Source organism: Mycetocola tolaasinivorans (genome assembly GCF_003667565.1).
Lineage (GTDB): Bacteria > Actinomycetota > Actinomycetes > Actinomycetales > Microbacteriaceae > Mycetocola > Mycetocola tolaasinivorans.
Window position 1 is genome coordinate 23,904 of the sequence record NZ_RCUX01000002.1, and the last position, 24,852, is coordinate 48,755.

The following is a 24,852-nucleotide window of genomic DNA, read 5'->3' on the forward strand; positions in this document are numbered from 1 at the left end:
GACCGAGGCTACTTCGCGAAGAGGGTACCGAAGCGGGCGGCTTCCGCGTTGTAGAACGTCGCGAACGCCGCGGGGTCGGTGTAGACCGGGAGGTTACCGGACTTGTTGATCACCGCGGTGAAGGCATCGGATTCGGCCGCCTTCTTCACTGCGTCTACCAGGGTCGACTTCACCGAGTCGGGCAGCCCGGCGGGGGTGCCGATCGCACCCCAGCCGCCGATGGTCACGTCGGTGCCGAGATCCTTGGCGGTCTTGACGCCGGGCAGGGCCTCGGAGGTGGTGTCGTTGAGGATCGCGAGCACTCGCAGGCGGCCATCGGCCGCGGCCGGGGCGGTTTCCGAGATACCCGCGGCGACGGCGTCAACCTGACCACCCACGGCCGCCGTCACGGCCGGGGCACCACCATCGAAGGGTACGGGCTTCAGCTCGACGCCCGCGGCCTCGTTCAGCGCGGTGGTGGCGGCCTGCCAGATGGAACCGGCACCCGAGTTGGAGACGGTGATGCTGCCGGGGTTTGCCTTGGCCGCCGCGAGGAGTTCCTCGAGGCTCTGATACGGGCTGTCGGCGCGCACCGCGATGGTCGCGGGGACCGAGACGATCTGCCCGAGGAGATCAAACGCGGCCGGATCCAGGTCGTAACCCTGGTGGCCGAGCATCACGGTTTCCACCGGCAGGTAACCGATGGTGTAGCCGTCGGACGGCCGTGCCGAGAGGTAGGTGAGACCCACCGAACCGGCACCACCCGTGCGGTTTTCCACAACGATGGACTGGCCGAGGGTATCTTCCATCTCCTTGGCCAGCGTGCGGGCGGAGAGATCGGAGGCACCGCCCGCCTGATAGGGCACGATCATGGTGATGGTCTTGCCGGGGAAGGACTCGGCGTTGGTTTCACCGCCGCCGCGGTTGGCGCAGGCGGTGAGGCTGAGCGAGACCGCGGCGAGGGCGGTGACGGAGATGACCTGGGTGAGCTTCATGGGGGATTACCTTTCACGTCGATGTGCAGGGATGGAGCCGTATGAGGGTGTGTTTTTGGGTACGCCACGGCCACCGTCGCTCCGGGGAGGGAGTGCGGCGGTGTGGGGTGTGGCTGGGTATCGCGGGGGTTAGTCGGTGTATTCTCGGCGTACCCGAACGCGAGAATTGTCGAGGTGGGATTCAATCTCGCGTGCGATGAGCTCCTCGTTGCCCGCGAGAATCAGGTCGCGAAGGTCGAGGTGGCTCTGCAGCGAGGGGGCGAGATCCACGTGGTCGAGGTTTGCGACCAGGAGGAGGTTCTCGATCGTGGGCTGATACTGCGCCCAGACATCACCCAGCCGGCGGTGGCCGCAGGCCGTGAAGGATGCGCTGTGGAAGCGCAGGTCCGCCCGGGTGAAGGCATCGGGATCGCGCCGTTCCACCGCGTCGGTCATCGCTCCGAGTGCATCCTCCAGCGCCGTCGCCAGGGTGCCCGGGTGATCCCGAACCGCGGTTTTCATCGCCAGCAACTCCAGGGAGGTGCGGAGAGTGAACAGCTCATCGATGTCGGCGGGAACGAGGCCCACCACGCTTGCGCTGCGCCCGGTGGTGGCCGCGAGGCCCTCCTGGACGAGAATCTTGATCGCGTCGCGGATGGGGCCACGGCTCACCGAGAAGTCGGCGGCGAGTTTCTCCTCCACGAGGAGAGCACCGCTGGGGAGCTCCTGGGTGACGATCTGCCGACGAAGAACGTCGGCAATCTGGTTGCCGAGTCCGGCCGGTCGCTGCGGAAGCAGAGGGTGCATCGATGGATCCTCTCGTGTTTACGGTTTACTGTAAACAGTAATCCGAATCTAGGCGAGGTTTCGGGCACTGTCAAGGATTCGTGTGGGAAATCTTGCGACGGGTATCCTGGGGACATGTACCTGGCGATTGATACCTCCACCGGAACCGGCGTTGCGCTGGTGAGCGCCAACGGAGAAATCCGCGCCTCCCGCGTGCTCACCGATACCCGACGTCACGTCGAGGTGGTGGGCACCTTCATTCAGGAGGTGCTCGCCGAAACCGGCACCACCGCCGCCCAGATCAGCGCGGTAGCCGCGGGCATGGGCCCCGGGCCCTTCACCGGCCTGCGCATCGGGATCGCGGCCGCCCGTGCCTTTGGCCAGGGTGCGAACATCCCGGTCATCCCGCTCGTGAGCCACGACGCGCTCGCCCTCGAATGGTACGAAAACGGCGGCACCGGCGAGCTCCTTGTGACCACCGATGCGCGCCGCCGCGAGCTCTACTGGTCGCGCTACAGCGGTCTCGACGCCGCCGGTATTCCCGTGCGCGAGGCCGGCCCCGCGCTCGCCCGCCCCGAAGACCTTGACATCGCCGAGACCGAGCGTCTGGGCACCGCGGGCACCGCCCCGCACCGGGTAGATGCCGTCGGAATCCCCGCCGGCTCGCTCGGCATTCTCGCCCAGCGCGTGCGTGCCGCCGGTCGGCCCGGAGCCGAGGATGAGGCTCTGTACCTCCGCCCGCCGGACATCGCGGCCCAGGGCCCGCGCAAGCGGGTGAGCTAGCCGTGAGTGCACCTCAGCCCGGCGTGCCCGGCGGCACACAGATCCAGCCGGTCTGGAGCCTGCGGATGGCCACTGCCGATGACCTCGACGCCATCATGGCGATCGAAACCGCGGAGTTCGTCTCCGACGCCTGGTCCTCGAGCGCGATGGCCGCGGATATCGCCTCCCCGCACACCCGCTACCTGGTTGCATACTTCACCGGTGACCCCACCACCATCGTGGGCTATGGCGGCATCTTTGCGCCCGCGGGCAGCGGCGACGCCGACATCCAAACCATCGCGGTGTCCTCCGATGCTCGTCGACAGGGCATCGGCCGCGGCCTGATGAACGCCCTGATCGAGAACGCCCGGGCCCTGCGCGTTCGCGAGATTTTCCTCGAGGTGCGCGAAGACAAGTCCGCACCGCGAGCGCTGTACCGCGACCTCGGATTCGAGGAGATCGCCGAGCGCCCCGGCTACTATCAGCCCGATAACGTCACCGCGGTCGTGATGCGCCTCACCCTGCCGCACACTCCCGCCGGCATCGGCGTCAACGCCTAGATCTTTACAACCCGAAGGAACCCCATGAACCGCGAAAACCCGCTTGTACTCGGGATCGAAAGCTCCTGCGACGAGACCGGGATCGGGATCGTGCGCGGCCGCACCCTGCTGAGCAACACGATCGCCTCCTCAATGGATGAGCACGCGCGCTACGGCGGCGTGGTTCCCGAGGTGGCGGCCCGCGCGCACCTCGAGGCGATGGGCCCCTCGATCGAGGCCGCGATGGCCGAGGCCGGCGTGACCTTCGACGAGCTCGACGCGATCGCCGTGACCAGCGGCCCCGGTCTCTCGGGTGCCCTCATGGTGGGCGTCGGTGCGGCCAAGGCTCTCGCCCTCGCCACCAACAAGCCCTTCTACGCGGTCAACCACCTCGTGGGGCACGTCGGTGCCGACATCCTGGACACCCGCGGCGAACCCTTTGACTACCCCACGATCGCCCTGCTGGTCTCCGGCGGCCACACCTCGCTGCTGCTCGTGCGCGACCTCGTCGGTGATGTGGAGCTCCTCGGCGAAACCATCGACGATGCCGCGGGTGAGGCTTTTGACAAGGTGGCCCGAATTCTTGGCCTGCCCTACCCCGGCGGCCCCCAGATCGACCGCGCGGCCGAGGGCGGAAATCCCGCGGCCATCCGTTTCCCGCGCGGGCTCAGCCTGCCCAAGGACATGGCCGAGCACCGCTACGATTTCTCCTTCTCCGGGCTGAAGACCGCCGTGGCCCGCTGGGTGGAGCGCGCCGAGGACGCCGGCGAGGAGATTCCCGTCGCCGATGTGGCCGCGAGCTTCCGAGAGGCCGTGGTTGACGTGCTCGTGACCAAGGCCATCAACGCCTGCAGGGACCTCGGTGTGCCGCGCCTGTTGCTCGGCGGCGGTGTGGTCGCCAACGCGCGACTGCGCGAGGTGGCCACCGAGCGAGCCGCCGCCGCGGGGGTTGCCCTGCGCATTCCGCCGTTCTCGCTCTGCACCGACAACGGCGCGATGATCGCCGCCCTCGCCGCCCAGCTCATCATGGCCGGCAAGCAGCCCTCCAGCCTCGGTGTGGCCGCGGACTCCACGCTGCCGGTGACCGAGATTCAGGTGGCGGAGCTTACGGAGGGATAACCCTCGGCCGCGGGCGCCCCGCGTGCGGTCCGGGATCGGCCCGTCGCGCTCAGCGGGCAGGGGTGGCTCGCACGCGCGTGCCCTCGAGCACGGTGGCCTCGCGATCGGGATCGTGGCTCGCGTGCGGGGCGAGCCCAGCGGCGGCGAAGGCCCCGCGGAGCCCGCCCAGCTGCAACCGTGAGATCTCGATGAGCAGGGTGCCGCCCGGTGCCAGCCAGGAGCCGGCCTCGGCGAGGATGCGGCGGTGCACGCGAAGACCGTCTTCGCCGCCATCCAGCGCGGCGCTGGGCTCAAAATCGCGCGCCTCAGCGGGCATCCGCGCGATGCTGTCGGTGGGCACGTAGGGGGCATTGGCCACGATCACGTCGAACGTGCCGCGCAGCGCATGGGGGATCGGGGCAAAGAGATCGCCGAGGTACACGGGGATGCTTTCGCCCAGGTTTTCTCGTGCCCAGGCGAGTGCGACCGGGTCACTATCGCTGGCCGAGATGCGGGCGTCCGGCACCCGATCGGCGAGGGCCGCGGCGATCGCCCCCGAGCCCGTGCACAGATCGAGTACCCGGGCCTCCGGGGTTTCGAAGGCGCGTGCAATCGCGCGCAGCGCCAGATACTCGGTGCGGCGGCGCGGAACAAAAACGCCCGCCCCGAGCCGGATCTCGAGGCCGAGAAACGTGGCCCAGCCCAGCACCTGTTCGAGCGGTTCGCCGAGGATGCGGCGCTGGATGAGCACCTCGGCCTGGGCCGGGCCGCGCTCGGCCCAGGCACGCCCCAGCAGAGTGGCCTCCTCCTCGGCAAACACGCAGCCCGCGGCGCGGAGCCGGTCGATCACCGGCTCGCGTGGAAACGGGAGTGTGGAGCGCATGCGGTCATGGTACGTCCGCTCGCTGAGAACGGCCAGGGGAGGCGGCGGATTGCCCGTACTGGGGGAAAAATTTTGGGGGGTGTCCGTGTCCGCTCACCCGGGGACCTCACGACACCGGATCCGCCGCCGACCGGACACCCGGGTGCCCGGTCGGGTATTCTGCACGGGACGGCATCGCGCCGCTCACCGTTCTTTTCGATTACGAAGCGAGCCACCGGGAGAGACCATGTCAGACGCAGGAACGCCGCCCGAACCCACCGAGCCGGCCCCCGATCTGAACTTCGCCGCGCCCTCGCAGCCCGGCTTTGGGGCCGCGCCGCAGGGCTACGCACCCGCGGCTCCCGCTGCGCCGGTGCCGCAGGGCTATGCTGCGGCACCGCAGGGTTACGCGCCGGCTACACCCGGTTACGCTCCGGCTCCGCAGGGGCGGGGCTACCCGCCCGCGCCCGGATACGCTCCCGTCCAGCCCGGTACTCAGCCCGGGGCACCCCGGGTGACCTGGAGCGACGCCGCCTCGGGGTACGTGGCGGCTCCCGGTACGATCGCCGGTGGCTCGCGCACCGGCACGGCGACGCTCACGCTGATTTTTGGCCTGCTCGGGCTTATCGGCGGCATCGTATTCGGCTGGGGTTTTCCGTTCGCGATCGCCGCCCTGGTGCTGGCACCGCGGGCACTGCGCGGAGACCCCGCGGGGCACGCCCGCGCTCGACGCGGCCGCACCCTCGCCCTGGTCGGGCTCGTCGCCACCGTGGTCTGGTTTGGCTACAGCGTGCTGCGGTTTATCGATCTGCTCCTCAACTAGGCGCTCCCGTTCCGGTGCGCTCGGCCGAAGCTGGGCCCCTACGCGCGCTCGGCGAGTAGTGCCGTGTGCCGGCCATCGATGCGAGTGAGGAACAGCGTGGCCGAGTTCTTCCCCGAGAGCGCCATTTTCTTCCGGAAGGTGGCGGGGTCGATGTCTACCCCGCGCTTTTTCACCTCGAGCGTGCCGATTCCGCGGGCACGCAGCTCGCGCTTGATCTTCTTCTCATCCAGCGTGAAGCGCTCGAGGATGCGGAACCGCGCGGCAAAGGGCGTCTCCACCGCGGTATCACCGGTGAGGTAGGCGATGCCGGGGCTCAGCATCCCGGCGTCCAGCTCGCGGGCCAGATCGCCAATCAGACGGGCGCGGATCACCGAGCCGTCGGGCTCGTAGAGGTATTCGCCCGGCTCACGCACGTCGACGTCCGCGCTGTCCGCGGCGGCGGTCATCTCGTGGCTTCCGGCATCGCTGATGACGAGGGCCGCCCGGGTGATGCCGGGGCGTGCGAGCTGCGGCGACCACAGGCCGAGCTCAACGACCTGGCCATCCACGGTGATCCACTGGGCCTCCCAGCCGGCTGGAATGTCCTCCCGATCAAAGCCCGGGCCGAGCTTGATGCCCACGGCGCGGGTTTCGGCCAGGCCGAAGGCGAAGTCGAGCCCGGGGGAGTAGTCGGCGGCGCGAGTCAGCCGGGTGGTGTTCGAGTGACCGGAGGTGCGGCGGGCGGGGTCGAGGTAGACCGCGTCATATGGGGCGAGGTCGACGTCCTCGGCGGAGAGGTTCAACACGTCCGCATTGTCGAAGGGGGCGAGGTTGTAGCTGGCGAGGGTCGCGGTGATCTCATCGCGGTCCACCGCGGTGACCCGCAGCCCGATCGCGGCCGCCGCGAGGGCGTCACCGCCGATGCCGCAGCCGAGATCCACCAGGTGGTCCGGAGCGAGCGCACGGAAGCGACCGGCGTGCAGCGCGGCCACGCGTAACCGGGTGGCCTGTTCGAGGCCGGCCTGGGTGAAGAGCATTCTTGCGGCAAACTCACCGAACTTTCCCACCGCCTTTCGGCGCAGGCGATCCTGGGTCAGCGCGGCCGACACCAGCTCGGGCGCGTGCCCCTGCGCGCGCAACCGGCTCACCCGGGCGACCGGGTCTGATCCCTCGGATTCGGCGGCCAGCTCGTCCAGCAGACGCAGGCCCTCGGGGGTCAGTAGTTCGAGTAGCTCGTTTCTCTCCACCGCCCAAACCTACCAACTCCGCGGGGTCTGTGCCCGCCGGTGGCGCGTCGAATGTGTCGCCGCGTTGGCACTCGCGTTGCGTGAGTGCCAACGGATCCCTAGACTGTGATTAGCACTCTCGACGTGAGGGTGCTAACCACGCTTAGTCTAGAAAGAGGTCAACCGTGTCGGTCTCCATCAAGCCGCTCGAGGATCGCATCGTCATCAAGCAGGTCGAGGCGGAGCGCACCACTGCTTCCGGCCTGGTCATCCCCGAGTCCGCTACCGAAAAGCCCCAGGAGGGCGAGGTTGTAGCTGTCGGTCCGGGTCGCATTGACGACAACGGCAACCGCATCCCCCTCGACGTCGCCGTCGGCGACAAGGTCATCTACTCCAAGTACGGCGGAACCGAGGTGAAGTACGGCGGGGAAGACCTGCTCGTGCTCTCGGCTCGCGACGTACTCGCCGTGGTGGTTCGCTAACCTCACCCGCGCAAAAGCCTCGCCCCCGTCCGGAATCCGGACGGGGGCGAGGCTTTTGTCTGAGCGCCTCCGGGCGGGAGGTGCGTCCTGGCTAGTAGGTGTCGATCTGGCTCATGTCGTAGCCGTTTGCGATCAGCACGAAGATCATCACGATCCACAGCGCGATACCGAGGATCACGAGGATGGTGACGATGTAGCTGATGATCAGACCGGCCTTGGCGAGCCCGGCACCGGCCTCACCGGAGGTCTTCAGCTGCTTCTTCGCAATGTGGCCGAGCACGATGCCCACCGGGGCGAAGACAAACGCAAAGACGAGCGAGAGGATCGCGAGCAGGTTGGTGCGCGGGGGCCCGGCGGGGTAACCCTGCTGGGGGTAACCGGCCGGGGCATAGCCCTGCTGCGGGTAGCCCTCGGGTGCCGGATAGCCCTGCGGTGCGGGGTAGCCGGGCTGACCGCCGGCGGGTGCCGGGTAGCCGGGCAGGCCATCGGCCTGGGTCGGGTATGCCGGCGGGGTCTGCTGCGGGCCGCCCTGCGGATACTCGGGCGGGGTGAAGTTATTGTTGTTGTCGCTCATGGTGATTTCCCCTCAAACTGGTGATTCCCAATTCTGGCATAGCGGGAAGCGGTTTGAACAGGGAACGTAGCGCGCCGTAACCGCATTCTGAGTGGTTACCACGGCACTGAGCGGTTACGACGGCACTGAGTGGTTAAGGCGCGCTACTCTCGGTGCCCTAGTACGAGTAGGAGGAGGATGCGCCGGCGATTATCCCGAGGATCACGATCATGACCATGCTGAGGAGCCACAGGCCGATCATGACGTAGCCGATGATGAGCCCGGCCTTCGCAAAGCCCGCACCGCCCTCACCGGAGGTTTTCAGCTGCTTGAGTGCGATGTGCCCGAGGATGACGCCCACCGGTGCCATAAGGATCCCAAAGACGAGGGCCAGAATGGCCATCATGTTGGTGCGCGGCGCGACGGGCTGGCCGTAACCCTGCTGCGGGGCGGGATACCCGGGCTGCTGCGCGGCATACTGCTGCGGCTGCGGGGCCGAGCCTGGATGCGCCGGATACGCCGGCTGCTGGGCCGGATACGCGGACTGTTGCGCGGAATACCCGGGCTGCGCCGCAAAACCCGGCTGTTCGGGCTGCTGGGGCGAGACGGGCGGGGTGACGTTGTTGTCGCTCATGCGGGGCTCCTTGAGGGGAAGACGCGGCGTCTCTCACCGACGGGATGCCAGGAGGACCGTTTTTCTCACGCTTTCATAGGAACCCTCGTTGGGGGCCGCCCGGTCGGTGAATGGATGACGCCCTGTCGTGTGGGGTGGCCGGTTGGAATCGCCGGCGGGCGAATCGGGTTATCCTCGGATGTTCCCACAAAGAAAGCACCCCTTGAACTCCGTTACCCCCACCGAGTCACGCCGCGGCCTTGCCTATGCCCTCCTGTCATATCTGATCTGGGGCATTCTGCCGCTGTACTTTGTCCTGCTGAAATCCGTCAACCCGTTTGAGATTGTCGCCTGGCGAATCGTCTTTACCGCCGTGCTGTGCGCGATCCTGATTACCGCGACCCGCACCTGGCCGTCGGTGATGGAGGTGCTGCGCCGCCCGAAAATGACCCTCGTGATCGCCAGCGCGGGCCTCATCATCTACGTGAACTGGCAAACCTATGTGATCGCGACCACGAGCGGCTTCGTTGTCGAGGCGGCGCTCGGGTACTTCGTCAACCCCGTGGTGACGATCCTGCTGGGCGTCATCATCTATCGCGAGAAGCTGCGGCCCACGCAGTGGTTTGCGCTCGGCATGACGGTGGTCGCGTTCGTGATCATCTCGATCGGTCTGGGCCGAGTGCCGTGGATCGCGCTGATCCTCGCCGTCACCTTTGGTATCTATGGCGTCCTGAAGAAGGGCATCGGCGCGCGGGTCAGCGCCCTCACCGGGCTCTTTATCGAGACCATTCTGCTGCTGCCCGTGGCCGCGATCATCATCGGCGTGGTCTGGGCGCACACCGGAAGCCTCGACCTGCTGCACTCCTCACCGCTGCTCACCGTACTCATGATCGCGACCGGTATCACGACCGCGGCGCCGCTGCTGCTGTTCGCCTCGGGTGCCCGCCGGATCTCGCTCACTACCCTGGGATTTGCCCAGTATCTTGGCCCGACCCTGATGTTCCTGATCGGTTGGCTGGTGCTCGGTGAGCAGCTCCCGCCGGAGCGCTGGATCGGCTTCGGAATCGTCTGGCTATCGCTTGTTATCTTGTCGGTGGACCTCGTGCGACACGGCCGAGCCAACCGCCTGGCGGACGCCGCCCTGGCCCAGGCACAGACCGGTGCCATCCCGATCGTCTCGCACGAAAGTTCACCCGAGAAGCCCGGGAAATAATTCGACACGAAAATCGCTTAACATGGACTATCGGGTCCCTACCGGGATTCGAGTGGACATTCGCGACCCCCACCCGGGCCCAGAGATAGCAAAAGAGGAAATATGGAACAGCCGGATCCGTTCGGATTCTTGGGATTGACCTATGACGACGTGATGCTCCTTCCCGGGCACACCGACGTGATCCCCAGTGAGGCACGCACGACCACCCGGCTCACCAAGCGCATCACCATGAACTCGCCGCTGCTGTCCTCCGCAATGGACACCGTGACCGAGTCCCGCATGGCGATCGCAATGGCCCGCCACGGTGGCATTGGAATCCTGCACCGCAACCTCTCCATCGAGGAGCAGGCCGCGCACGTGGACAAGGTGAAGCGCTCTGAATCGGGCATGATCACGAACCCCGTCACCACGCGTCCGGAGGCCACCGTGGCCGACGTCGACGCGATCTGTGGAGAGTTCCGCGTCTCGGGTCTGCCCGTCGTGGAATCCGACGGCACCCTCGTGGGCATCATCTCCAACCGCGACATGCGCTTTGTGGACAACGACAAGATGGCCACCACCAAGGTGTCCGAGGTCATGACCCCGCAGCCGCTGATCACCGCTCCGGTCGGCATCTCGAAGGAAGACGCCCTGGCGATCTTCGCCCAGCACAAGGTCGAGAAGCTTCCCCTGGTGGATGAGGCCGGAAAGCTCCGCGGCCTGATGACCATCAAGGACTTCGACAAGACCGAGCGCTACCCCGACGCTACCAAGGACGACGAGGGCCGCCTGCGCGTGGGCGCCGCCATCGGCTTCTTCGGCGATGCCTGGAAGCGCGCCTCCGCCCTGCGCGACGCGGGCGTGGACGTTCTCGTGGTCGACACCGCCAACGGCGACAGCGCCGGCGTGCTCGACATCATTCGCAAGCTGAAGGCCGACCCGAGCTTTGCCCACATCGACGTCATCGGCGGTAACGTCGCGACCCGTTCGGGCGCACAGGCTCTGATTGACGCCGGTGCCGACGCCATCAAGGTGGGTGTGGGCCCGGGTTCGATCTGCACCACCCGCGTGGTGGCCGGCGTGGGCGTGCCCCAGGTTACCGCCGTGTATGAGGCCTCCCTCGCCGCCCGCGAGGCCGGCGTTCCGGTCATCGCCGACGGTGGCCTGCAGTACTCCGGTGACATCGCCAAGGCCCTGGTTGCCGGTGCCGACAGCGTGATGCTCGGTTCGCTCCTCGCGGGCTGCACCGAGAGCCCCGGAGACCTGGTGCTCGTCAACGGTAAGCAGTTCAAGAAGTACCGCGGCATGGGTTCGCTGGGTGCGCTGCAGACCCGCGGCAAGAAGACCTCGTACTCGAAGGACCGCTACTTCCAGTCCGACGTCCCCACCGATGACCAGCTCATCGCCGAGGGCATCGAGGGTCAGGTTCCCTTCCGTGGACCGCTCTCGGCCGTGGCCTACCAGCTCATCGGTGGCCTGCGTCAGTCGATGTTCTACGTGGGTGCTCGCACCATCGCGGATCTGAAGCAGAACGGCAAGTTCGTACGCATCACCGCGGCCGGCCTCAAGGAGAGCCACCCGCACGACATTCAGATGGTCGCCGAGGCGCCCAACTACCGCGGCTAGTCACCCGCGACACGGGGCGGGCCCGGAACGATTTTCGTTCCGGGCCCGCCCTTTTGTGTGCGTTGACGCGGGCGGCGGGGTGCTCCAGGATGCAAAGTGAGCGTTCATCCCCTATGATGAACATTAGATCGCTGCAATGAACTAATGTTCACGATCGACCCGTTTGTCCCCTCTCGTTCGGAGTCACCCATGCAACGACGCATCCCCGTCCTCCTCGGCATCGATGCCGGCACCACCTCGGTCAAGACCGTGGTCTTTGACCTCGCCGGCGAGATTCTTGCGGTCTCCCGCTCCTCGGTTCACCTGTTGCGCGGCGATGACGGTGCGGTGGAAGCCGATATGGACGCCCTCTGGACCGCGACCGCGAGCACCATTCGGGATGCCCTGGAGTCCCCGAGCGGGGAGGACTTTGACCCCGACGTTGTGGCGATCGGTATTACCGGGCAGGGCGACGGTGCCTGGCTCATCGACGAGGCGGGACGCCCCGTGCGCCCCGCCGCGCTCTGGCTTGACGGCCGAGCGGCACCGCGCGTGGCTGCCTGGGAGGGCGACGGCCGGGCGGAAGCCGTGCGAGCCGCGACCGCCTCACCCCTGAACTCCGGCGCGCTGCCGGTGCTCTGGAGCGAGCTTGCCGAGCGTGATCCGGAGGCGATCGCCCGTGCCCACACGCACCTCAACTGCAAGGACTGGCTGCGCTTCAAGCTCACCGGTGTACGCGCGACCGACCCCAGCGACGCCTCCCGCGGCTTCCTCAACATCGGTGACGGCACCTACGATGAGGCGCTGCTCGCCGCGGCCGCAGACCCGCGCCTGCGCGACATCCTGGCCCCGGTTCTGGACCCCGCCGCCGTGGGGGGCCGGGTGACCGAGGAGTCCGGCCGCGAGGTGGGGCTGCCCGCGGGCATTCCCGTAGCCGTGGGCATGGTGGACACCGGCGCCGCCGGGGTGGGCATGGGGGCCATCGGGGACGGTGAGGGCTACATGATCCTGGGCACAACCGGTTTTGTCGGTGTCAACCAGAAGAATCGTGAGGCGCTCACCACGAACCTCGGCATCGTGCTGCGCACCGGCCGCGGTGAACAGGTTCTGGAAACCCTCGTGCCCATGTCCGGCACCCCCAACCTCGACTGGGTTCGCCAGACCCTCGACCTGGAGGGTCTGGGGTGGCAGGAGATCGAGGAGGAGGCTCGGCGGGCGGGCCCCGGCAGCGGCGGCGTCCTCTACCTGCCCTATGGCTCGCCCAGCGGGGAGCGCGCGCCGTTTGTGGACCCGAATGCCAGCGCCTCCTGGCTCGGCATGAGCGTGACAACAACCTCGGGGCAGCTGCTGCGCAGCGTTTATGAGGGGCTCGCCTTCGCGCTCGTGGAGTGCCTGGACCTCCTCGGTCTCGAGGAGGAGGTGAGCATCTGTGGCGGGGGATCCGATTCCGATCTGCTGTGCCAGATCCTCGCCGATGTGTCCGGCCGTCGGATTCGCCGCCAGGATGCCCCCGAGGTGGGTGCCCGCGGGGCCGCGAGCCTCGCGCTGCTCGCGTCCGGCCGTGTCGAAACCCTCGCCGAGGCGGTATCGGCGCTGGCCTCGGACTCCTCGGTATTCGCCCCGAATCCCGAGCGTCACGATTCCTCGGTGCGTGCGTACCGCACGTTCATCACCGTGCGGGATGCGCTGCGTCCCCACTGGCCCGCAGTGCGCGCCCTTCGCGCACACTAGCGCCGGTCAAGCCCGCGTTTTGACTCTTCCGTTTTGACCCACTCGTTTCGCCTCGCTACTAAGGAGCACACCCGCGATGACCGCACCCCGCGTCCTGATTACCGCACCCTTCTCCGCACCGCTCGCGGACTCCCTCGCCGATCGCTTCGCGATTACTCGGACCGAGCCGTCGATGGCGGGGGACTCGCTCGCCACGATGGGGCTTGAGTCCGAGCTCGCCGAGGCCCGCGTAATCGTGGCCGAGCTCGACGTGGTGGACCGCGCGACCCTCGACCTCGCCCCCAACCTTGAGCTCGTGATCTCCTGCCGGGCAAAGCCGGCGAACGTGGATCTCGCCGCCTGCACCGAGCGTGGCATCCCCGTGGTCACCACTCCGGGCCGAAACGCCGAGGTCACCGCGGACCTCAGCTTTGCCCTGCTGATGGACACCGTCCGTCACGTCTCGCGCTCCGAGGCCTGGATGCGCGCCGGAAACTGGCACGAGGACGACGTCTTTGAGCCCTACGTGAAGTTCACGAGCATCGGCCTCGGCGGCCGCACCCTCGGAATCCTGGGTGGCGGTGCCGTGGGTCGTCGCGTCCTGCGCCGCGCCCTCGGATTCGGCATGACCGTCAAGGTGTACGACCCCTTCCTCCCCACCGACGCCTTTGGCGAGGACGCCACCGTGGTCTCGCTGGAGGAGGCCATGGGCTGTGACATCGTGACCGTACACGTGCCGCTGATGCCCGCGACCGAGAACCTCATCGGCGCGACCGAGCTGGCCTGGATGAAGCCCGAGGCATTCCTCATCAACGCCGGTCGCGCCGCGATCATCAACGAGGACGCGCTCATGGCCGTGTTGCGCGAGGGTCGCATCGCCGGTGCCGGCTTTGACGTCTTCTATCAGGAGCCGCTGCCCGCGGGCCACGAACTCTTCACCCTGGACAACGTCACGATGACCCCGCATATTGCCGGCGCTTCCGAGGACGTCGTGGCCGAGCACTCGCGCATCGCCGCCGAGGCACTGATCGCCTGGGCGGGCGGGGAAACCCCGCGCGCCGTGGCAAACGCCGCAGATCTCGCCGGCTAGGCGGTGCGCGCCGGTGCGGGGCCGCGCGTGTGACGCGCGGCTCCGCACTATGCGGTGAGGACCGAGAGCACGCTCGGCGCGAAAAAGCGCCGTTTATAGGCGTGCGGATTCACCACGCCAAGAATGTCGAGATCGCACAGCTGGGTGATCAGGCGGTTCGCCCGGCCGTAGGACAGCCCGAGGGCGGTCTCGGCCCTGCCGACGGTAAAGCTCGGGTTGGCCACGGCGAGATCCACCAGTGCGTGCGCCGAATCCGCGCGCAGGTTGGATGACCGCAGGCGCTCCTTCAGCTCGGCCTGGACGGCGACCACGGGATCGATGCTGGCCCCGTGATCGGCGTCCTGCCGGTGGCGAGGTCCATGAGTGTCACTCTACGTAGCGTTTATGCACATTGTTTGGGGGACAATGTGCGTGTTAGGGGCCAAAACGCATATTGTTTTGGCGTCGGGGCGGGTTAGGCACCCTGCGGAAGCCAGACGTCCGGACCAAAAATCTCGTAGTGCACCCGCTGTGCGGACAGCCCGAGGGCCAGCGCCTGCTCACGGATGCGCTGCATAAACGGCTGCGGGCCACACACGAACAGCTCGGCATCGGCGGGGATGCGGTGGCGGCTCAGATCGATGGCCTCGCCGCTGCCCTCGCCGAGCCAGGTGTGCACGCTGGCCCCCGGCAGGTGTGCGATATCGGTCATCATCTGGTCGCGCAGCGCCCAGACCTCGGGTGCCCGATCGGCGTGCAGCACGATGATGCGTCGGCCCGATCCCTCGGCGCGCAGTGCGTGCAGCATCGAGGCGCTGGGCGTCGAGCCGATGCCCGCGGAGACGAGGATCAGCGGGTGATCACCGGGGGTGAGTACGACGTCGCCGTAGGGGTTTGAGAGCTCCACGGTGCTGCCGATCGGCAGCTCGTCCTGGAGGAGCGGGGAGACCGCGCCATCCGCGCGCTTGCGGCTGGTGATCCGGCGCTCGGCACCGCCGGCACCGGTGAGGGTGAACTGACGTGCCTGGTGCAGGCCGGAGTCGAGGCGTACCTTGACGCTGACGTACTGTCCGGGCAGCGCCGGGGTGATCGGGGTACGGTCGGCCGGGGTGAAGGTGATGTTGACCGCGTTGCCCGCTGCGTGACGCTCGCTGATGATCCAGGGCGTCCACATGCGGTTGTTTGCCTGCGTGGCGTAGAGGTCGCGTTCCAGACGAATCAGCGCGTGGGCCATGAGCCAGTACACCTCGGTCCAGGCGGCGGCGATCTCCGGGGTGATGGCGTCGCCGAGATCCGCGGCGATCGCCGCGAACAGGTGCGTGTAGACGATGTCGTACTGGTCTGCGGTGACGCCGAGGGAGGCGTGGCGGTGCGCGATCCGGGCGAGCATCACCTCGGGGTAGGTGTCCGGGTTGTCGAGCAGATAGGTCGCAAAGACGGCGATGCTGCCGGCGAGAGCCTGCGGCTGCTCACCCGAGCCCTGGTTGGCGAGGTTGAAGATCCCGTCGAGCAGCTCCGGGTGCGCGGCAAACATGCGCTTGTAAAAGTCCGGGGTGATGAATTCGATGCGCTCGGCAATCAGCGGCAGCGTCGCCTCGATGAGCGGACGCGAGGTGGAGGAGAGCATGGGAACCTTTCGTCGGAAGCCGCAAAGCATACGCGCGAGCAAGTGCGCGTACGGGTATTTTGCAGTGAATACCGGTCGCGATGTTCGGTCGTGACGGGTACTGACGGATGGGCTGGCGCATCCGGCCGGTGCATCGACGAAACCGGCCTCCAAAATAGCTCTCGATCGAAACCCAAACGACCGCTATGCTGCCAGGTGTGGGGGCACAATCGATGGTGACTGGCGACCGTGCCCAACCGGTCTAGGAGAAACTAGCGATGCCCTTGCCCAGCAGCACGAACGCGAACACCAGCAGCAGAGTGGCCATCATCGCCGCGTTGTTCTGCGTGAGCCACGCGCGCACCTGCTCGAGCGTTCCGGCCAGACGATCGGCGGCGACGAGATATCCGGCCACGGGGACCACGATGGTGAGCGAGCCCAGGAGTGCGAGAATCACGATCGCGAGGATCGCCTCCCCGAGGCTCAGCGGCCCCGCGGTCCCCACGGCGAGACCCGCTGAGATCGCAAGCACCAGGTTTTTCGGGTTGGCCGACAGCACGAGGCCCAGCACGATCGAGCGCCCCACCCCGAGGTCATTGATCGAGTCCATCCAGCGGGGAAGCGGAGCGGATTCGCCCGGAGCCGGGCGCGTCTTCCACTTGCGATACGCGAGGAAGAACAGCGCCCCCGCGAGCAGGATCTTGATGATGCCGATCACCGGCTTGGGGCCCGCCTGCTCGGCCTCGGGGAGCACAGACGACAGCGCGGTGGCCCCCGCGAGGACAACCGCGAGCCCGAAGAGCCAGCCCAGCATGAACGCCGGTGCGGTGGCGCGGGCGCGCGGGGAGAGCAGCATGAGAATCGTCGCGATCATCGGTACCGGGCTCAGCGCCACACCGATCATGAGGGGCAGTCCCTCACCCAGAGCCTCGTACATGTTGCGCCTTCCCCTCGAATTCACCGTGATCCCGACGGAGATCGGGAACTGAGATCACCCTAGAGGGATGGGACGTTCGCGTCTATCCCCACCCCCTGCTTTTCATCCACCACTAGTGACCGTCGAAAGAGAGTAGTTCATGACCGCAACCCGTGTAACCGCCGACAACTTCGTCCGTGCCGAGTCCAACCGGATGTTCGCAGCGCTCCTGGCCGGAACCGAGGGGGTGGGTCACTGGGTGCATCACCGAGAGCCCTCCGCGCTGGATGACCAGCGGGTAATCCGGCAAAACCGCGACACCCTGTACAGCTCGATCGTGTTGGACGTGAGCGAGGGGGCCACCCTCACCCTTCCCGACGCCGAGGGGCGGTATCTCTCGGCCGCGCTGATCAGCCAGGATCAGTACACCTCCCGGGTACTGCACGACGCGGGTGAGCACGCGATCACGCGGGACGAGGTCGGTTCAGACTTTGTCCTGGTGGCCGTGCGTGTGCTGGTGGACCCGACCGATCCGGCGGATGTGGCCGCCGCCAACAGGGTACAGGACGGCCTGGCCGCAACCTCGGCATCCTCGCGTGCGTTCGAGCTTCCCGAATACGATGCCGCCTCCCTCGACTCCACCCGAAACGCGCTGCTCGAGCTCGGCCGCGGATTCAGCGGCTTTGATCACTCGTTTGGCACCCGCGAGGAGGTCGAACCGATCCGCCACCTGATCGGTGCCGCCCTCGGCTGGGGCGGCCTGCCCGAGAGTGAGGCCTACTACGTCAACGTTGACGATCACCTGCCGGTGGCGGAGTACTCGCTCACCCTGCGGGATGTGCCGGTGGACGCCTTCTGGTCGGTCTCGCTGTACAACGCCGAGGGCTACTTCGAGCCGATTCCGGGAACCCTCACGAGCGTGAACAGCGTGACCGGGGAGCGCGCCGCCGACGGTTCGATCACCGTGCGGTTTGCCCCCGTCGCCACCGGTGCCGCCAACGAGCTCGGCATCATGCCCGGCTGGAACTACCTGGTGCGCTACTACCGGCCGCGCCCCGAGGTGATCGATGGCAGCTGGACGCTGCCGGCCCTCACCCCCGCGGAGGCCGGAGCATGACCGCGCAGCCCGCACCCTCGCCCTACCTGTTCCACTATCCACTGGTCGAAAACCTCCGCCAGGTGACCCGGTATCTCACCACCGGCGTGGGGTCGAACCCCGCCGCCGCGGCAAACTCCTTCTCGCATGCGCGGACACTCGCCGGGCCGCAGGACACCTTCGTCACGATCAACAATGACACCGTGTATTCGATGGCGCAGCTCGACCTCTCGGCCGGGCCCATCCGGCTGGACACCCCGGATCTGGGCGACCGCTACTACGTGCTGCAGTTCGTGGACGCCTGGACAAACAACATTGCCTATATCGGCACCCGTGCGACCGGAAATGCTGCCGGTTCGTTCCTGATCGTGCCGCCCGGCTGGTCGGGAAGCACCGATCTGCCGGTGGTGCACGCCTCGACCGATATCGTCTCGATCGTGGGGCGATTCGCCTGCACCGGCCCCGACGATCTTCCCGCAGTGCACGCGCTGCAGGATGCCACGGTGCTCACTTCGCTGGACCCTTCGGGCACGGATCGGGGCATTCCCGATGTCGGGTCGGCGGAGACCGAGGCCGAGCTGTTCTGGGCGCAGGCCGAGGCCTGGGCCGCGCGCTTCCCGGGGCCCGAGGCCGATGCGGCGCTCGCCGCGGGGTTCCCGCTGCCCGCAGCCGCGGACCGTGAGGCGGACTTCGCCGCCGGGGTAGCCGATCTGGCAACCGCCACGACCACCGCCCCCACGCCGTTCCACGGCGGCTGGGGTGTGGGCCTGCACCTGTTCGACTACAACGTGCACGTCTTGGGCCTCGGAACCGATGCCGATCCGCGCTGGCTGACCACCGATCCCGAGCGGCGCATCCTCGACCGGGCGATCAGCTGCCGACTGGGGCTCTGGGGCAACCACGCCTATGAGGCCGTCTACGCGCAGGCGTTCACCGACATCGCCGGTGCGCCGCTCATCGGCGATCACACGTATCGCATCACCTTCACCGAGCTACCGCCGGTGGGGGCGTTCTGGTCGATCACGCTGTACGACATTCCGCGCTACTTCCTGGTGGATAACCCGATCGATCGCTACTCGATCGGCGACCGCACGGCGGGCCTGCAATATGAGGAGGACGGCACCCTGGTGCTCACCCTCGCACACGGGGCTCCGACGGACGCGCGCGAGCGCGCCAACTGGCTGCCCACACCCGCGGAGGCGTTCCGTCTCGTGATGCGGTTCTACATTCCGGGCGACTCGATCCTCGAGGAGACCTACGTGTACCCCGAGGTGCGGCGGGTGCCCGTCGCGTAGTGCACCGCTTCTCGCAGTCCGCTAGGCGCGGGCGGCGAGAAGCGCGCGTGCCGTGGTGATATCGGTCACCAGGGCGTTAAAGATTCCGTGGGTGAGCGCGGTGGCCAGCGCCCCCACCTTTTCCGGACCGTGGGCGATGCCGAGGCGCACGGGGATGGCCCGCAGTTGATCGAGGGTGAGCCCGACGATGCGCTCATTGAGGAGCCCGTCAACCGCCTGCCCGGAGGCGTCAAAGAAGCGCCCGGCGATATCACCCACGGCACCGCGGGTGCGCAGGTCGGTGGCATCGGCCTCGGACATTGCCTCAAACAGCAGGCCCGCGCTGTGCTCCACCCCGCCCACCCCGGTAATCAGGAGTCGGGCGGACGCCGCGTGGTCGAGGGCGCGGTGCACCCCCGGATCAGCGCTGGAATAGCGGGCCGATTCCGGCGAGGCGGCGATGAGGGGCGCGGGAATGTGGTGGGCGCGCCCGCCGGTGTGTTCGGCAAACTTCAGCGCGCTCTCGTGGCCGTTGGCCCCGGTGGTGAGCCCGGCGGTGCTGCCGCAGGCGGGAACAAACTCACCCCCGATCTGGGTGATGGGGAGTGCGGAGGCGACGCGGGCCACCGCCGCGGAGACCCCGACCGTGGTGACGGTACCGGGCTCCAGCAGACTCGCCACGGCCTCGGCACCCACGCTCGCAAACGCGCGTTCCGCCTTGGCGCGGTCGCCGCTGTCGGGCGCGATCCACACCTGCCCCACGCCATAGGCGGCGGAGAGTGCGACCTCCTCATCGGCGAAGAGGGTGTCCGTCGCGCGCACGGTGATCTCAACCATGCCGCTGGAGCGGGCTTCGGCAAGGAGACGGGTCACCCGGATCCGGGAGAGGCCGAGGGTGTCGGCGATTTCCTGGTGGGTGAGCCCGTGTTCGTAGTACAGCCGCGCAACGCGTCCCATAAGCATGCTTTTATCCTCCCACGGGGAGCGCGTGTGGCGGTGAACTTGACACGCACGTGATCGTCATCGAGACTTACTGTGCAACCGTTCATCGCACTGAACAAATGTACATCATACTCACCGTATCGTCGATACTCAACGAGGAGTCTCACCCATGGAATCTCGTCCACCCGCTACCGGCGGCCGCTTCGCGGCGCTGCTGGCCTCCCAGGGCATCTCCCGCCCCATCGCGTGGGGCTTCCTCGCGCTCACCCTGTTCATGGTGGGAGACGGCATCGAAGCCGGCTTCCTCTCGCCCTACCTCGATGCCCAGGGATTCTCCGGCGGTGACGTCGCCCTGCTGTGGAGCGTCTACGGCATCGTGGTGGCCCTCGCCGCCTGGCTCTCCGGCGCGCTCGCCGAAGCCTGGGGCCCCAAGCGGGTCATGATGGTGGGCTTCGCGATCTGGGTGGTCTTCCAGATCATCTTCCTGGTCTTCGGAGTCATGGCCCAGGACTTCACCGTCATGCTCATCGCCTTCGGCATCCGCGGTCTCGGCTATCCGATGTTCGCCTTCGGATTCCTGGTATGGATCACCATGGCCACTCCCGAAAACGTCATGGGTCGCGCAACCGGCTGGTACTGGTTCTTCTCCACCCTGGGTCTCGGCGTGATCTCCTCCTACTTCGCCGGCGCGATGATCCCCGTCATCGGTGAGCTCGGCACCCTCTGGACCTCCCTCGCCTTCATCGGTATCGGCGGTGTGATGGTGGCAGTCCTGCTGAAGAACCCGGTCACCGCGCCGGTTACCGTGCGCGCGAGCCTCGCCGGTATCGCCCGCTCCATCACCATCGTCAAGACCCACCCCAAGGTGGGCGTCGGTGGCGTCGTACGCATGATCAACACGCTGTCCTTCTACGCCTTCGTGGTGTTCCTCACCACCTACATGGTGCGCGATGTGGGCTTCACTACCTCGGACTGGCAGTACATCTGGGGCACCATGCTCCTCGCCAACGTGGCCGCCAACCTGCTCTCGGGATACCTCGCCGACTGGATCGGCCGCGTCAACGTGGTGGCTTGGGCCGGCGGAATCGGCTGCTTCGTGATGGTGCTCGCCATGTACTACGTGCCCACCACCATCGGCCCGAACTTCGCCATCATGCTCGTGGTCGCGATCATCTACGGCCTCGCCCTCGGCATGTTCGTGCCGCTGTCGGCGATCGTGCCGCTGCTCGCCCCGCAGAACATGGCCGCGGCAGTGGCCATCCTGAACCTCGGTGCCGGCCTCAGCCAGTTCATCGGCCCGGTGATCGCCGCACTGGTCACCCCGCTCGGAATCGAGACCACCGTGTGGATCATCGCCTCCTTCTACCTGGTTGGGTTCGCGCTCACGTTCCTCCTGAAGGACACCAAGTCGCGCATTCCCGTGGCCGGGGTTCCCCTCCACGCCTAACCCTGCGGGGTGCCGGACCCCGGTACCCCGCACACCCCGTCCCGTGAAAGGAAACGGACATGAACGCAGTGAAGAACCTGGATGCGACCATCGCCGAGCTGATCGAGGTGGGAGCCGATGCCGTGCGCGCGGGCCTCGCCCTGGCCAGCGGAGGCAACCTCTCCGCACGCGTGGCGGAGGGCTTCGTGGTGACCGGATCGGGCACCTGGCTGGATCGCCTCACCGCGGAGGATTTCACCGTCATGAGCCTCTCCGGCGAGGTACTCTCGGGCACGAGCCCGTCGAGCGAGTGGAAGCTGCACCAGCGCACCTACCAGGAGCGTCCCGACATCAACGCGGTGGTGCACGTGCACCCGCAGCACGCGGTGCTCGTGGACGCTCTGGGGCACCGGATTCGCCTGATTACCCTGGACCACGCGTACTACGTGAAGTCGATTGGGACCACGCCGTTCGCCCCGAACGGCTCGGACCGCCTCGCCGACACCGCCGCCGAGCAGGCACGCGAGCACAACTGCGTGATTCTCTCGAACCACGGCTGCTCAGCCCTCGGCGACACCATCTCCATGGCGTACCGCCGCGCGCTCAACCTGGAAGAAGCCGCGACCGCGACCTACCGCGCGCTGCTTCTGGGCGATGGTTCTACGGAGTTCCCGGCCGCGGAGTTCAGCGCGCTGCACCACGCCTAGACGGGCAGCTACCGTGCCGCGTGCGGTACCGGGATGTCGAGCTCGGCCTCGATCCGTTCGATCTCCCGCAGCACCGCGGTGCGGCGCGGGGAACAGGCGGGCAGGAGCCGTAGACAGGTCTCCCAGACCTCGAGGTCGTCCCGGCCGTGCGGGCCGCGGGCATATTCGAGCAGGGTGTCGACGGATGCCCCCGCGAGCAGCGATTCGCGGAGGCGTCCGCGCACCTGCTCACGGATCGAGACGACGCCCGGGGCGTGCGATGAGGGCAGGATATCGCCGGAAAACGCGGCGAGGGCCTGCCGGTGGGCACCACGATCAAGCAGGGCAAGGACTCGGTGGACATCGGTTTCCCAGGCCGGTTCGAGCCGGTAGGGGCGCGATTCAAGCACCGGGCCGCCCGCACGCTCGAGCACGCGGCGCAGCCGCACGATTTCGGCCCGCAGGGTCACGAGCGGTGCCTCGGACTCATACAGCTGATCGGCCAGCTGCTCGGCCGTGAGCCCGCGCGGGTGCCAGGCGAGGAGCATCAGGATTTCCGCATGGCGGGCGCTGAGAAGTACCTCGGTGCAGGTGCCGTTCAGCACACCCAGGTCGTGACCGAGCACCGCGATCCGGGCGGCCGGCTGTGGGCGCGCCGCCGCGGTAACCGGTGCAAGCTCGGGTGCCGGTGCGGGCCCGGGTGCGGTCGCGGCCGTGATCGACGCGGCCGCCGCCGCGCGCAGCCGGCGCACCAGGATCTCCTGCTGCAGCGCATGGGCGGCCGCGATTAGGAGGCGCTCGCCCTGCCCGCGGATCGCCCCGGCACGGTCGGTGAGGTCGAGTACCCCGAGGATCACCCCGGTTTCGGGATCGCGCAGCGGTACGGCAAGGCAACTCCAGGTGTGTGCCGCGGGCAGGAAGTGTTCGTCGTGGTGTACGCGCACCGGGTGACCGAGTGCGAGCGCGGTGCTCGGTGCGCTCGTGCCGACCGCGGCCTCGGACCAGTCGGTGCCGGGCATGAACCGCATCGATTCGGCGGCGGAGCGCAGGTGATGATCGCCCTCGACCCAGAGCAGCCGCCCGTCGGCGTCACCGAGCGCAAACAGTGCGCCACAGTCACGGACATTTTCGCCAAGGAGCAGGGTGCGTGCGACCGGAATGAGCTCGTTCCAGGGGCTGCTCTCGCGCTGACACCTCAGCTCCTCTTCGGCGAGGAGGCGCCGTGCTGAACCGGCGAGGGGATCCACTCGCAGCTCGTGGGAGCGACTCCAGGACTGCGAAACCAGGTCACGCTGGCGCGGTGACTGCGCTGAAGAGGTTACCGTGGCCCACACGACACTACCCTTTCGGTCCGTTCCGAGCGGCCGTAGCCGGCCGAAATTGCGGCCCGGGAGGAATCGTCCTGCGCACCTGCCTGTGGGCTGCTTTTGAGGCCAGTCTAGGCCAAAATCCCGAGCCGCGACGGCTTTTCATCACGCCGGTTATACGGCGCAACCGAATGCAACCTGCGCGGTCCTACCATGGGGGTGACCAACGGGTCACCGCCCCCTGGTGTCGTTATCACGGTCGGGGCGATTAGTTTCCAGATGAATGGAGAAAACGTGTCGAACACGATGCGCGCCGCCGTTGCCCACTCCGCCGGGGCACCCCTCACCATCGATGAGGTTCAGATCCCGACCCCGGGAAAAGGTCAGGCCCTGGTAAAGGTTCTCACCACCGGTGTGTGCCACACCGACCTGCACGCCGTCGAGGGTGACTGGCCCGTTCCGCCGAAGTCTCCGCTGATCCCGGGCCACGAGGGTGTCGGCACCGTCGTCGCCGTCGGCGAGGGCGTCACCGATCTCGCCGTGGGCGACCTGGTTGGTAACGCCTGGCTGTGGTCCGCCTGTGGCACCTGCCAGTACTGCCGCACCGGCTGGGAAACCCTCTGTGAGAAGCAGCAGAACGGCGGATACTCCGTAGACGGCAGCTTCGGCGAGTACATGCTGGTGGACGCCACCTATGCGGCCCGTCTCGACCCGAGCGTCGACCCGGTCGAAATCGCCCCCATCCTCTGCGCCGGTGTGACGGTGTACAAGGGCCTCAAGGTGACCGACGCCCGCCCCGGCCAGTGGGTCGCGATCTCCGGCATCGGTGGCCTCGGCCACATCGCCGTGCAGTACGCGGTGGCCATGGGATTCAAGGTCGTGGCGATCGACGTCGATGACGCCAAGCTCGACCTCGCCCGCCGCCACGGTGCCGTCGTCACCGTCAACGCGCTGAAGGAGGACCCGGCCGAGGTGATCCAGGAACAGACCGGCGGTGTGCACGGCGTACTCGTGACCGCCGTGCACCCGCAGGCCTTCGGCCAGGCGCTCGCCATTGCCCGCCGCGGTGCCACCATCGTGTTCAACGGTCTGCCCCCGGGTGACTTCCCGGCAAACATCTTCGACATCGTGCTGCGCGGTCTGACCATTCGCGGATCGATCGTGGGCACCCGTCAGGACATGATCGAGGCCGTACAGTTCTACACCGACGGCAAGGTTGTGCCCACCGTGGAGACCGCCGCCCTTGACGAGATCAACGACGTGTTCGACCGGATGAAGCGCGGCGCGATCGACGGCCGCATCGTGATGGACCTGCGCTAGCCGCAGCCGCCCGTCGTCACGGCGGCC

At 67.6% G+C, this 24,852-nt stretch carries 25 protein-coding genes; 14 read left to right on the forward strand and 11 right to left on the reverse strand.

Annotation, left to right across the window (positions count from 1 at the left end; genetic code table 11):
* Positions 1-8: 8 nt before the first annotated feature.
* Both D9V32_RS01995 and D9V32_RS02000 read right to left on the reverse strand, forming a co-directional pair.
* The gene (locus D9V32_RS01995) at positions 9-974 is read right to left on the reverse strand and encodes a tripartite tricarboxylate transporter substrate binding protein (protein ID WP_121647237.1); all 966 of its coding nucleotides are present in this window, start codon (positions 972-974) and stop codon (positions 9-11) included.
* A 129-nt stretch (positions 975-1,103) separates the two neighbouring features.
* Positions 1,104-1,760 carry a GntR family transcriptional regulator gene (locus D9V32_RS02000; protein ID WP_121647238.1) on the reverse strand — a complete coding sequence of 219 codons (657 nt, stop codon included), beginning with the start codon at positions 1,758-1,760 and terminating at the stop codon, positions 1,104-1,106.
* A 114-nt stretch (positions 1,761-1,874) separates the two neighbouring features.
* On the opposite strand from D9V32_RS02000, the gene tsaB reads away from it, so the two are divergent.
* From tsaB to tsaD, 3 genes are read left to right on the forward strand one after another with little or no spacing between them, the layout of a single operon-like run.
* The gene (tsaB, locus tag D9V32_RS02005) at positions 1,875-2,522 is read left to right on the forward strand and encodes a tRNA (adenosine(37)-N6)-threonylcarbamoyltransferase complex dimerization subunit type 1 TsaB (RefSeq protein WP_121647239.1); all 648 of its coding nucleotides are present in this window, start codon (positions 1,875-1,877) and stop codon (positions 2,520-2,522) included.
* Between the two features lie 2 nt (positions 2,523-2,524).
* Complete coding sequence (gene rimI, locus D9V32_RS02010; RefSeq protein WP_342772556.1) at positions 2,525-3,061, forward strand: ribosomal protein S18-alanine N-acetyltransferase; 537 nt, start codon at positions 2,525-2,527, stop codon at positions 3,059-3,061.
* 24 nt (positions 3,062-3,085) lie between these two features.
* On the forward strand, positions 3,086-4,159 hold the full coding sequence (tsaD, locus tag D9V32_RS02015; protein WP_121647240.1) for a tRNA (adenosine(37)-N6)-threonylcarbamoyltransferase complex transferase subunit TsaD: 1,074 nt from the start codon (positions 3,086-3,088) through the stop codon (positions 4,157-4,159).
* A gap of 49 nt (positions 4,160-4,208) precedes the next feature.
* Here tsaD and D9V32_RS02020 read toward each other — a convergent pair whose 3' ends face one another.
* A complete protein-coding gene (locus D9V32_RS02020; RefSeq protein WP_121647241.1) occupies positions 4,209-5,021 on the reverse strand; it encodes a putative protein N(5)-glutamine methyltransferase in 813 nt (270 codons plus the stop codon).
* A 226-nt stretch (positions 5,022-5,247) separates the two neighbouring features.
* Here D9V32_RS02020 and D9V32_RS16545 point away from each other — a divergent pair, with 226 nt between their 5' ends.
* Positions 5,248-5,823: a hypothetical protein gene (locus D9V32_RS16545; protein ID WP_121647242.1), complete on the forward strand. Its 576-nt coding sequence runs from the start codon at positions 5,248-5,250 to the stop codon at positions 5,821-5,823.
* Positions 5,824-5,861: 38 nt separating this feature from the next.
* On the opposite strand, the gene D9V32_RS02030 is transcribed toward D9V32_RS16545, so the two are convergent.
* Positions 5,862-7,049 carry a class I SAM-dependent methyltransferase gene (locus tag D9V32_RS02030; RefSeq protein WP_121647243.1) on the reverse strand — a complete coding sequence of 396 codons (1,188 nt, stop codon included), beginning with the start codon at positions 7,047-7,049 and terminating at the stop codon, positions 5,862-5,864.
* A gap of 164 nt (positions 7,050-7,213) precedes the next feature.
* Between D9V32_RS02030 and groES the strand changes: the two genes are divergently transcribed.
* Positions 7,214-7,510, forward strand: a complete 297-nt coding sequence (groES, locus tag D9V32_RS02035) for a co-chaperone GroES (RefSeq protein ID WP_030148038.1) — start codon at positions 7,214-7,216, stop codon at positions 7,508-7,510.
* 91 nt (positions 7,511-7,601) lie between these two features.
* Here the strand turns inward: groES and D9V32_RS02040 are convergent, their stop codons facing one another.
* Together D9V32_RS02040 and D9V32_RS02045 are read right to left on the reverse strand one after the other, a co-directional pair.
* Positions 7,602-8,084 (reverse strand): DUF4190 domain-containing protein, encoded by a 483-nt coding sequence (locus D9V32_RS02040; RefSeq protein ID WP_121647244.1) that lies wholly within the window; start codon positions 8,082-8,084, stop codon positions 7,602-7,604.
* 157 nt (positions 8,085-8,241) lie between these two features.
* On the reverse strand, positions 8,242-8,697 hold the full coding sequence (locus D9V32_RS02045) for a DUF4190 domain-containing protein (protein WP_121647245.1): 456 nt from the start codon (positions 8,695-8,697) through the stop codon (positions 8,242-8,244).
* A 202-nt stretch (positions 8,698-8,899) separates the two neighbouring features.
* Here D9V32_RS02045 and rarD point away from each other — a divergent pair, with 202 nt between their 5' ends.
* The 4 genes from rarD to D9V32_RS02065 all read left to right on the forward strand — a co-directional run bounded on the left by rarD (position 8,900) and on the right by D9V32_RS02065 (position 14,273).
* Entirely contained in the window at positions 8,900-9,889 is a 990-nt protein-coding gene (rarD, locus tag D9V32_RS02050) for an EamA family transporter RarD (protein WP_245981950.1), read from the forward strand.
* Between the two features lie 102 nt (positions 9,890-9,991).
* On the forward strand, positions 9,992-11,494 hold the full coding sequence (guaB, locus tag D9V32_RS02055; protein ID WP_121647247.1) for an IMP dehydrogenase: 1,503 nt from the start codon (positions 9,992-9,994) through the stop codon (positions 11,492-11,494).
* Between the two features lie 189 nt (positions 11,495-11,683).
* A complete protein-coding gene (locus D9V32_RS02060; protein ID WP_121647539.1) occupies positions 11,684-13,204 on the forward strand; it encodes an FGGY-family carbohydrate kinase in 1,521 nt (506 codons plus the stop codon).
* A 76-nt stretch (positions 13,205-13,280) separates the two neighbouring features.
* Complete coding sequence (locus D9V32_RS02065) at positions 13,281-14,273, forward strand: NAD(P)-dependent oxidoreductase (RefSeq protein WP_121647248.1); 993 nt, start codon at positions 13,281-13,283, stop codon at positions 14,271-14,273.
* A 47-nt stretch (positions 14,274-14,320) separates the two neighbouring features.
* On the opposite strand, the gene D9V32_RS02070 is transcribed toward D9V32_RS02065, so the two are convergent.
* The 3 genes from D9V32_RS02070 to D9V32_RS02080 all read right to left on the reverse strand — a co-directional run bounded on the left by D9V32_RS02070 (position 14,321) and on the right by D9V32_RS02080 (position 16,795).
* A complete protein-coding gene (locus D9V32_RS02070) occupies positions 14,321-14,584 on the reverse strand; it encodes a hypothetical protein (protein ID WP_121647249.1) in 264 nt (87 codons plus the stop codon).
* Between the two features lie 143 nt (positions 14,585-14,727).
* Complete coding sequence (locus D9V32_RS02075) at positions 14,728-15,879, reverse strand: globin domain-containing protein (RefSeq protein ID WP_121647250.1); 1,152 nt, start codon at positions 15,877-15,879, stop codon at positions 14,728-14,730.
* A gap of 241 nt (positions 15,880-16,120) precedes the next feature.
* Positions 16,121-16,795 carry a GAP family protein gene (locus D9V32_RS02080; protein ID WP_121647251.1) on the reverse strand — a complete coding sequence of 225 codons (675 nt, stop codon included), beginning with the start codon at positions 16,793-16,795 and terminating at the stop codon, positions 16,121-16,123.
* A 139-nt stretch (positions 16,796-16,934) separates the two neighbouring features.
* On the opposite strand from D9V32_RS02080, the gene D9V32_RS02085 reads away from it, so the two are divergent.
* Together D9V32_RS02085 and D9V32_RS02090 are read left to right on the forward strand one after the other, a co-directional pair.
* Complete coding sequence (locus D9V32_RS02085) at positions 16,935-17,891, forward strand: DUF1254 domain-containing protein (RefSeq protein WP_121647252.1); 957 nt, start codon at positions 16,935-16,937, stop codon at positions 17,889-17,891.
* The gene (locus tag D9V32_RS02090; protein ID WP_121647253.1) at positions 17,888-19,165 is read left to right on the forward strand and encodes a DUF1254 domain-containing protein; all 1,278 of its coding nucleotides are present in this window, start codon (positions 17,888-17,890) and stop codon (positions 19,163-19,165) included. The genes D9V32_RS02085 and D9V32_RS02090 overlap by 4 nt, the downstream gene beginning before the upstream one ends.
* A gap of 21 nt (positions 19,166-19,186) precedes the next feature.
* Here the strand turns inward: D9V32_RS02090 and D9V32_RS02095 are convergent, their stop codons facing one another.
* Positions 19,187-20,107, reverse strand: coding sequence for a sugar-binding transcriptional regulator (locus D9V32_RS02095; RefSeq protein WP_121647254.1), 921 nt, complete (start codon positions 20,105-20,107; stop codon positions 19,187-19,189).
* A gap of 148 nt (positions 20,108-20,255) precedes the next feature.
* Here D9V32_RS02095 and D9V32_RS02100 point away from each other — a divergent pair, with 148 nt between their 5' ends.
* The gene (locus D9V32_RS02100) at positions 20,256-21,533 is read left to right on the forward strand and encodes an MFS transporter (protein WP_121647255.1); all 1,278 of its coding nucleotides are present in this window, start codon (positions 20,256-20,258) and stop codon (positions 21,531-21,533) included.
* Positions 21,534-21,592: 59 nt separating this feature from the next.
* Positions 21,593-22,219 carry a class II aldolase/adducin family protein gene (locus D9V32_RS02105; protein WP_121647256.1) on the forward strand — a complete coding sequence of 209 codons (627 nt, stop codon included), beginning with the start codon at positions 21,593-21,595 and terminating at the stop codon, positions 22,217-22,219.
* An 8-nt stretch (positions 22,220-22,227) separates the two neighbouring features.
* Here the strand turns inward: D9V32_RS02105 and D9V32_RS02110 are convergent, their stop codons facing one another.
* Positions 22,228-23,532, reverse strand: a complete 1,305-nt coding sequence (locus tag D9V32_RS02110) for a helix-turn-helix domain-containing protein (RefSeq protein ID WP_121647257.1) — start codon at positions 23,530-23,532, stop codon at positions 22,228-22,230.
* 279 nt (positions 23,533-23,811) lie between these two features.
* Here D9V32_RS02110 and adhP point away from each other — a divergent pair, with 279 nt between their 5' ends.
* Complete coding sequence (gene adhP / locus D9V32_RS02115) at positions 23,812-24,825, forward strand: alcohol dehydrogenase AdhP (protein ID WP_121647540.1); 1,014 nt, start codon at positions 23,812-23,814, stop codon at positions 24,823-24,825.
* Positions 24,826-24,852: the final 27 nt, after the last annotated feature.

Bases quoted from the DNA above. Each gene is read 5' to 3' on its own strand.
- D9V32_RS01995 (WP_121647237.1), bottom strand. From the start codon at position 974: ATGAAGCTCACCCAGGTCATCTCCGTCACCGCCCTCGCCGCGGTCTCG.
- D9V32_RS02000 (WP_121647238.1), bottom strand. From the start codon at position 1,760: ATGCACCCTCTGCTTCCGCAGCGACCGGCCGGACTCGGCAACCAGATT.
- tsaB (WP_121647239.1), top strand. From the start codon at position 1,875: ATGTACCTGGCGATTGATACCTCCACCGGAACCGGCGTTGCGCTGGTG.
- tsaD (WP_121647240.1), top strand. From the start codon at position 3,086: ATGAACCGCGAAAACCCGCTTGTACTCGGGATCGAAAGCTCCTGCGAC.
- D9V32_RS02020 (WP_121647241.1), bottom strand. From the start codon at position 5,021: ATGCGCTCCACACTCCCGTTTCCACGCGAGCCGGTGATCGACCGGCTC.
- D9V32_RS16545 (WP_121647242.1), top strand. From the start codon at position 5,248: ATGTCAGACGCAGGAACGCCGCCCGAACCCACCGAGCCGGCCCCCGAT.
- D9V32_RS02040 (WP_121647244.1), bottom strand. From the start codon at position 8,084: ATGAGCGACAACAACAATAACTTCACCCCGCCCGAGTATCCGCAGGGC.
- D9V32_RS02045 (WP_121647245.1), bottom strand. From the start codon at position 8,697: ATGAGCGACAACAACGTCACCCCGCCCGTCTCGCCCCAGCAGCCCGAA.
- guaB (WP_121647247.1), top strand. From the start codon at position 9,992: ATGGAACAGCCGGATCCGTTCGGATTCTTGGGATTGACCTATGACGAC.
- D9V32_RS02060 (WP_121647539.1), top strand. From the start codon at position 11,684: ATGCAACGACGCATCCCCGTCCTCCTCGGCATCGATGCCGGCACCACC.
- D9V32_RS02065 (WP_121647248.1), top strand. From the start codon at position 13,281: ATGACCGCACCCCGCGTCCTGATTACCGCACCCTTCTCCGCACCGCTC.
- D9V32_RS02075 (WP_121647250.1), bottom strand. From the start codon at position 15,879: ATGCTCTCCTCCACCTCGCGTCCGCTCATCGAGGCGACGCTGCCGCTG.
- D9V32_RS02080 (WP_121647251.1), bottom strand. From the start codon at position 16,795: ATGTACGAGGCTCTGGGTGAGGGACTGCCCCTCATGATCGGTGTGGCG.
- D9V32_RS02085 (WP_121647252.1), top strand. From the start codon at position 16,935: ATGACCGCAACCCGTGTAACCGCCGACAACTTCGTCCGTGCCGAGTCC.
- D9V32_RS02090 (WP_121647253.1), top strand. From the start codon at position 17,888: ATGACCGCGCAGCCCGCACCCTCGCCCTACCTGTTCCACTATCCACTG.
- D9V32_RS02095 (WP_121647254.1), bottom strand. From the start codon at position 20,107: ATGCTTATGGGACGCGTTGCGCGGCTGTACTACGAACACGGGCTCACC.
- D9V32_RS02100 (WP_121647255.1), top strand. From the start codon at position 20,256: ATGGAATCTCGTCCACCCGCTACCGGCGGCCGCTTCGCGGCGCTGCTG.
- D9V32_RS02105 (WP_121647256.1), top strand. From the start codon at position 21,593: ATGAACGCAGTGAAGAACCTGGATGCGACCATCGCCGAGCTGATCGAG.
- adhP (WP_121647540.1), top strand. From the start codon at position 23,812: ATGCGCGCCGCCGTTGCCCACTCCGCCGGGGCACCCCTCACCATCGAT.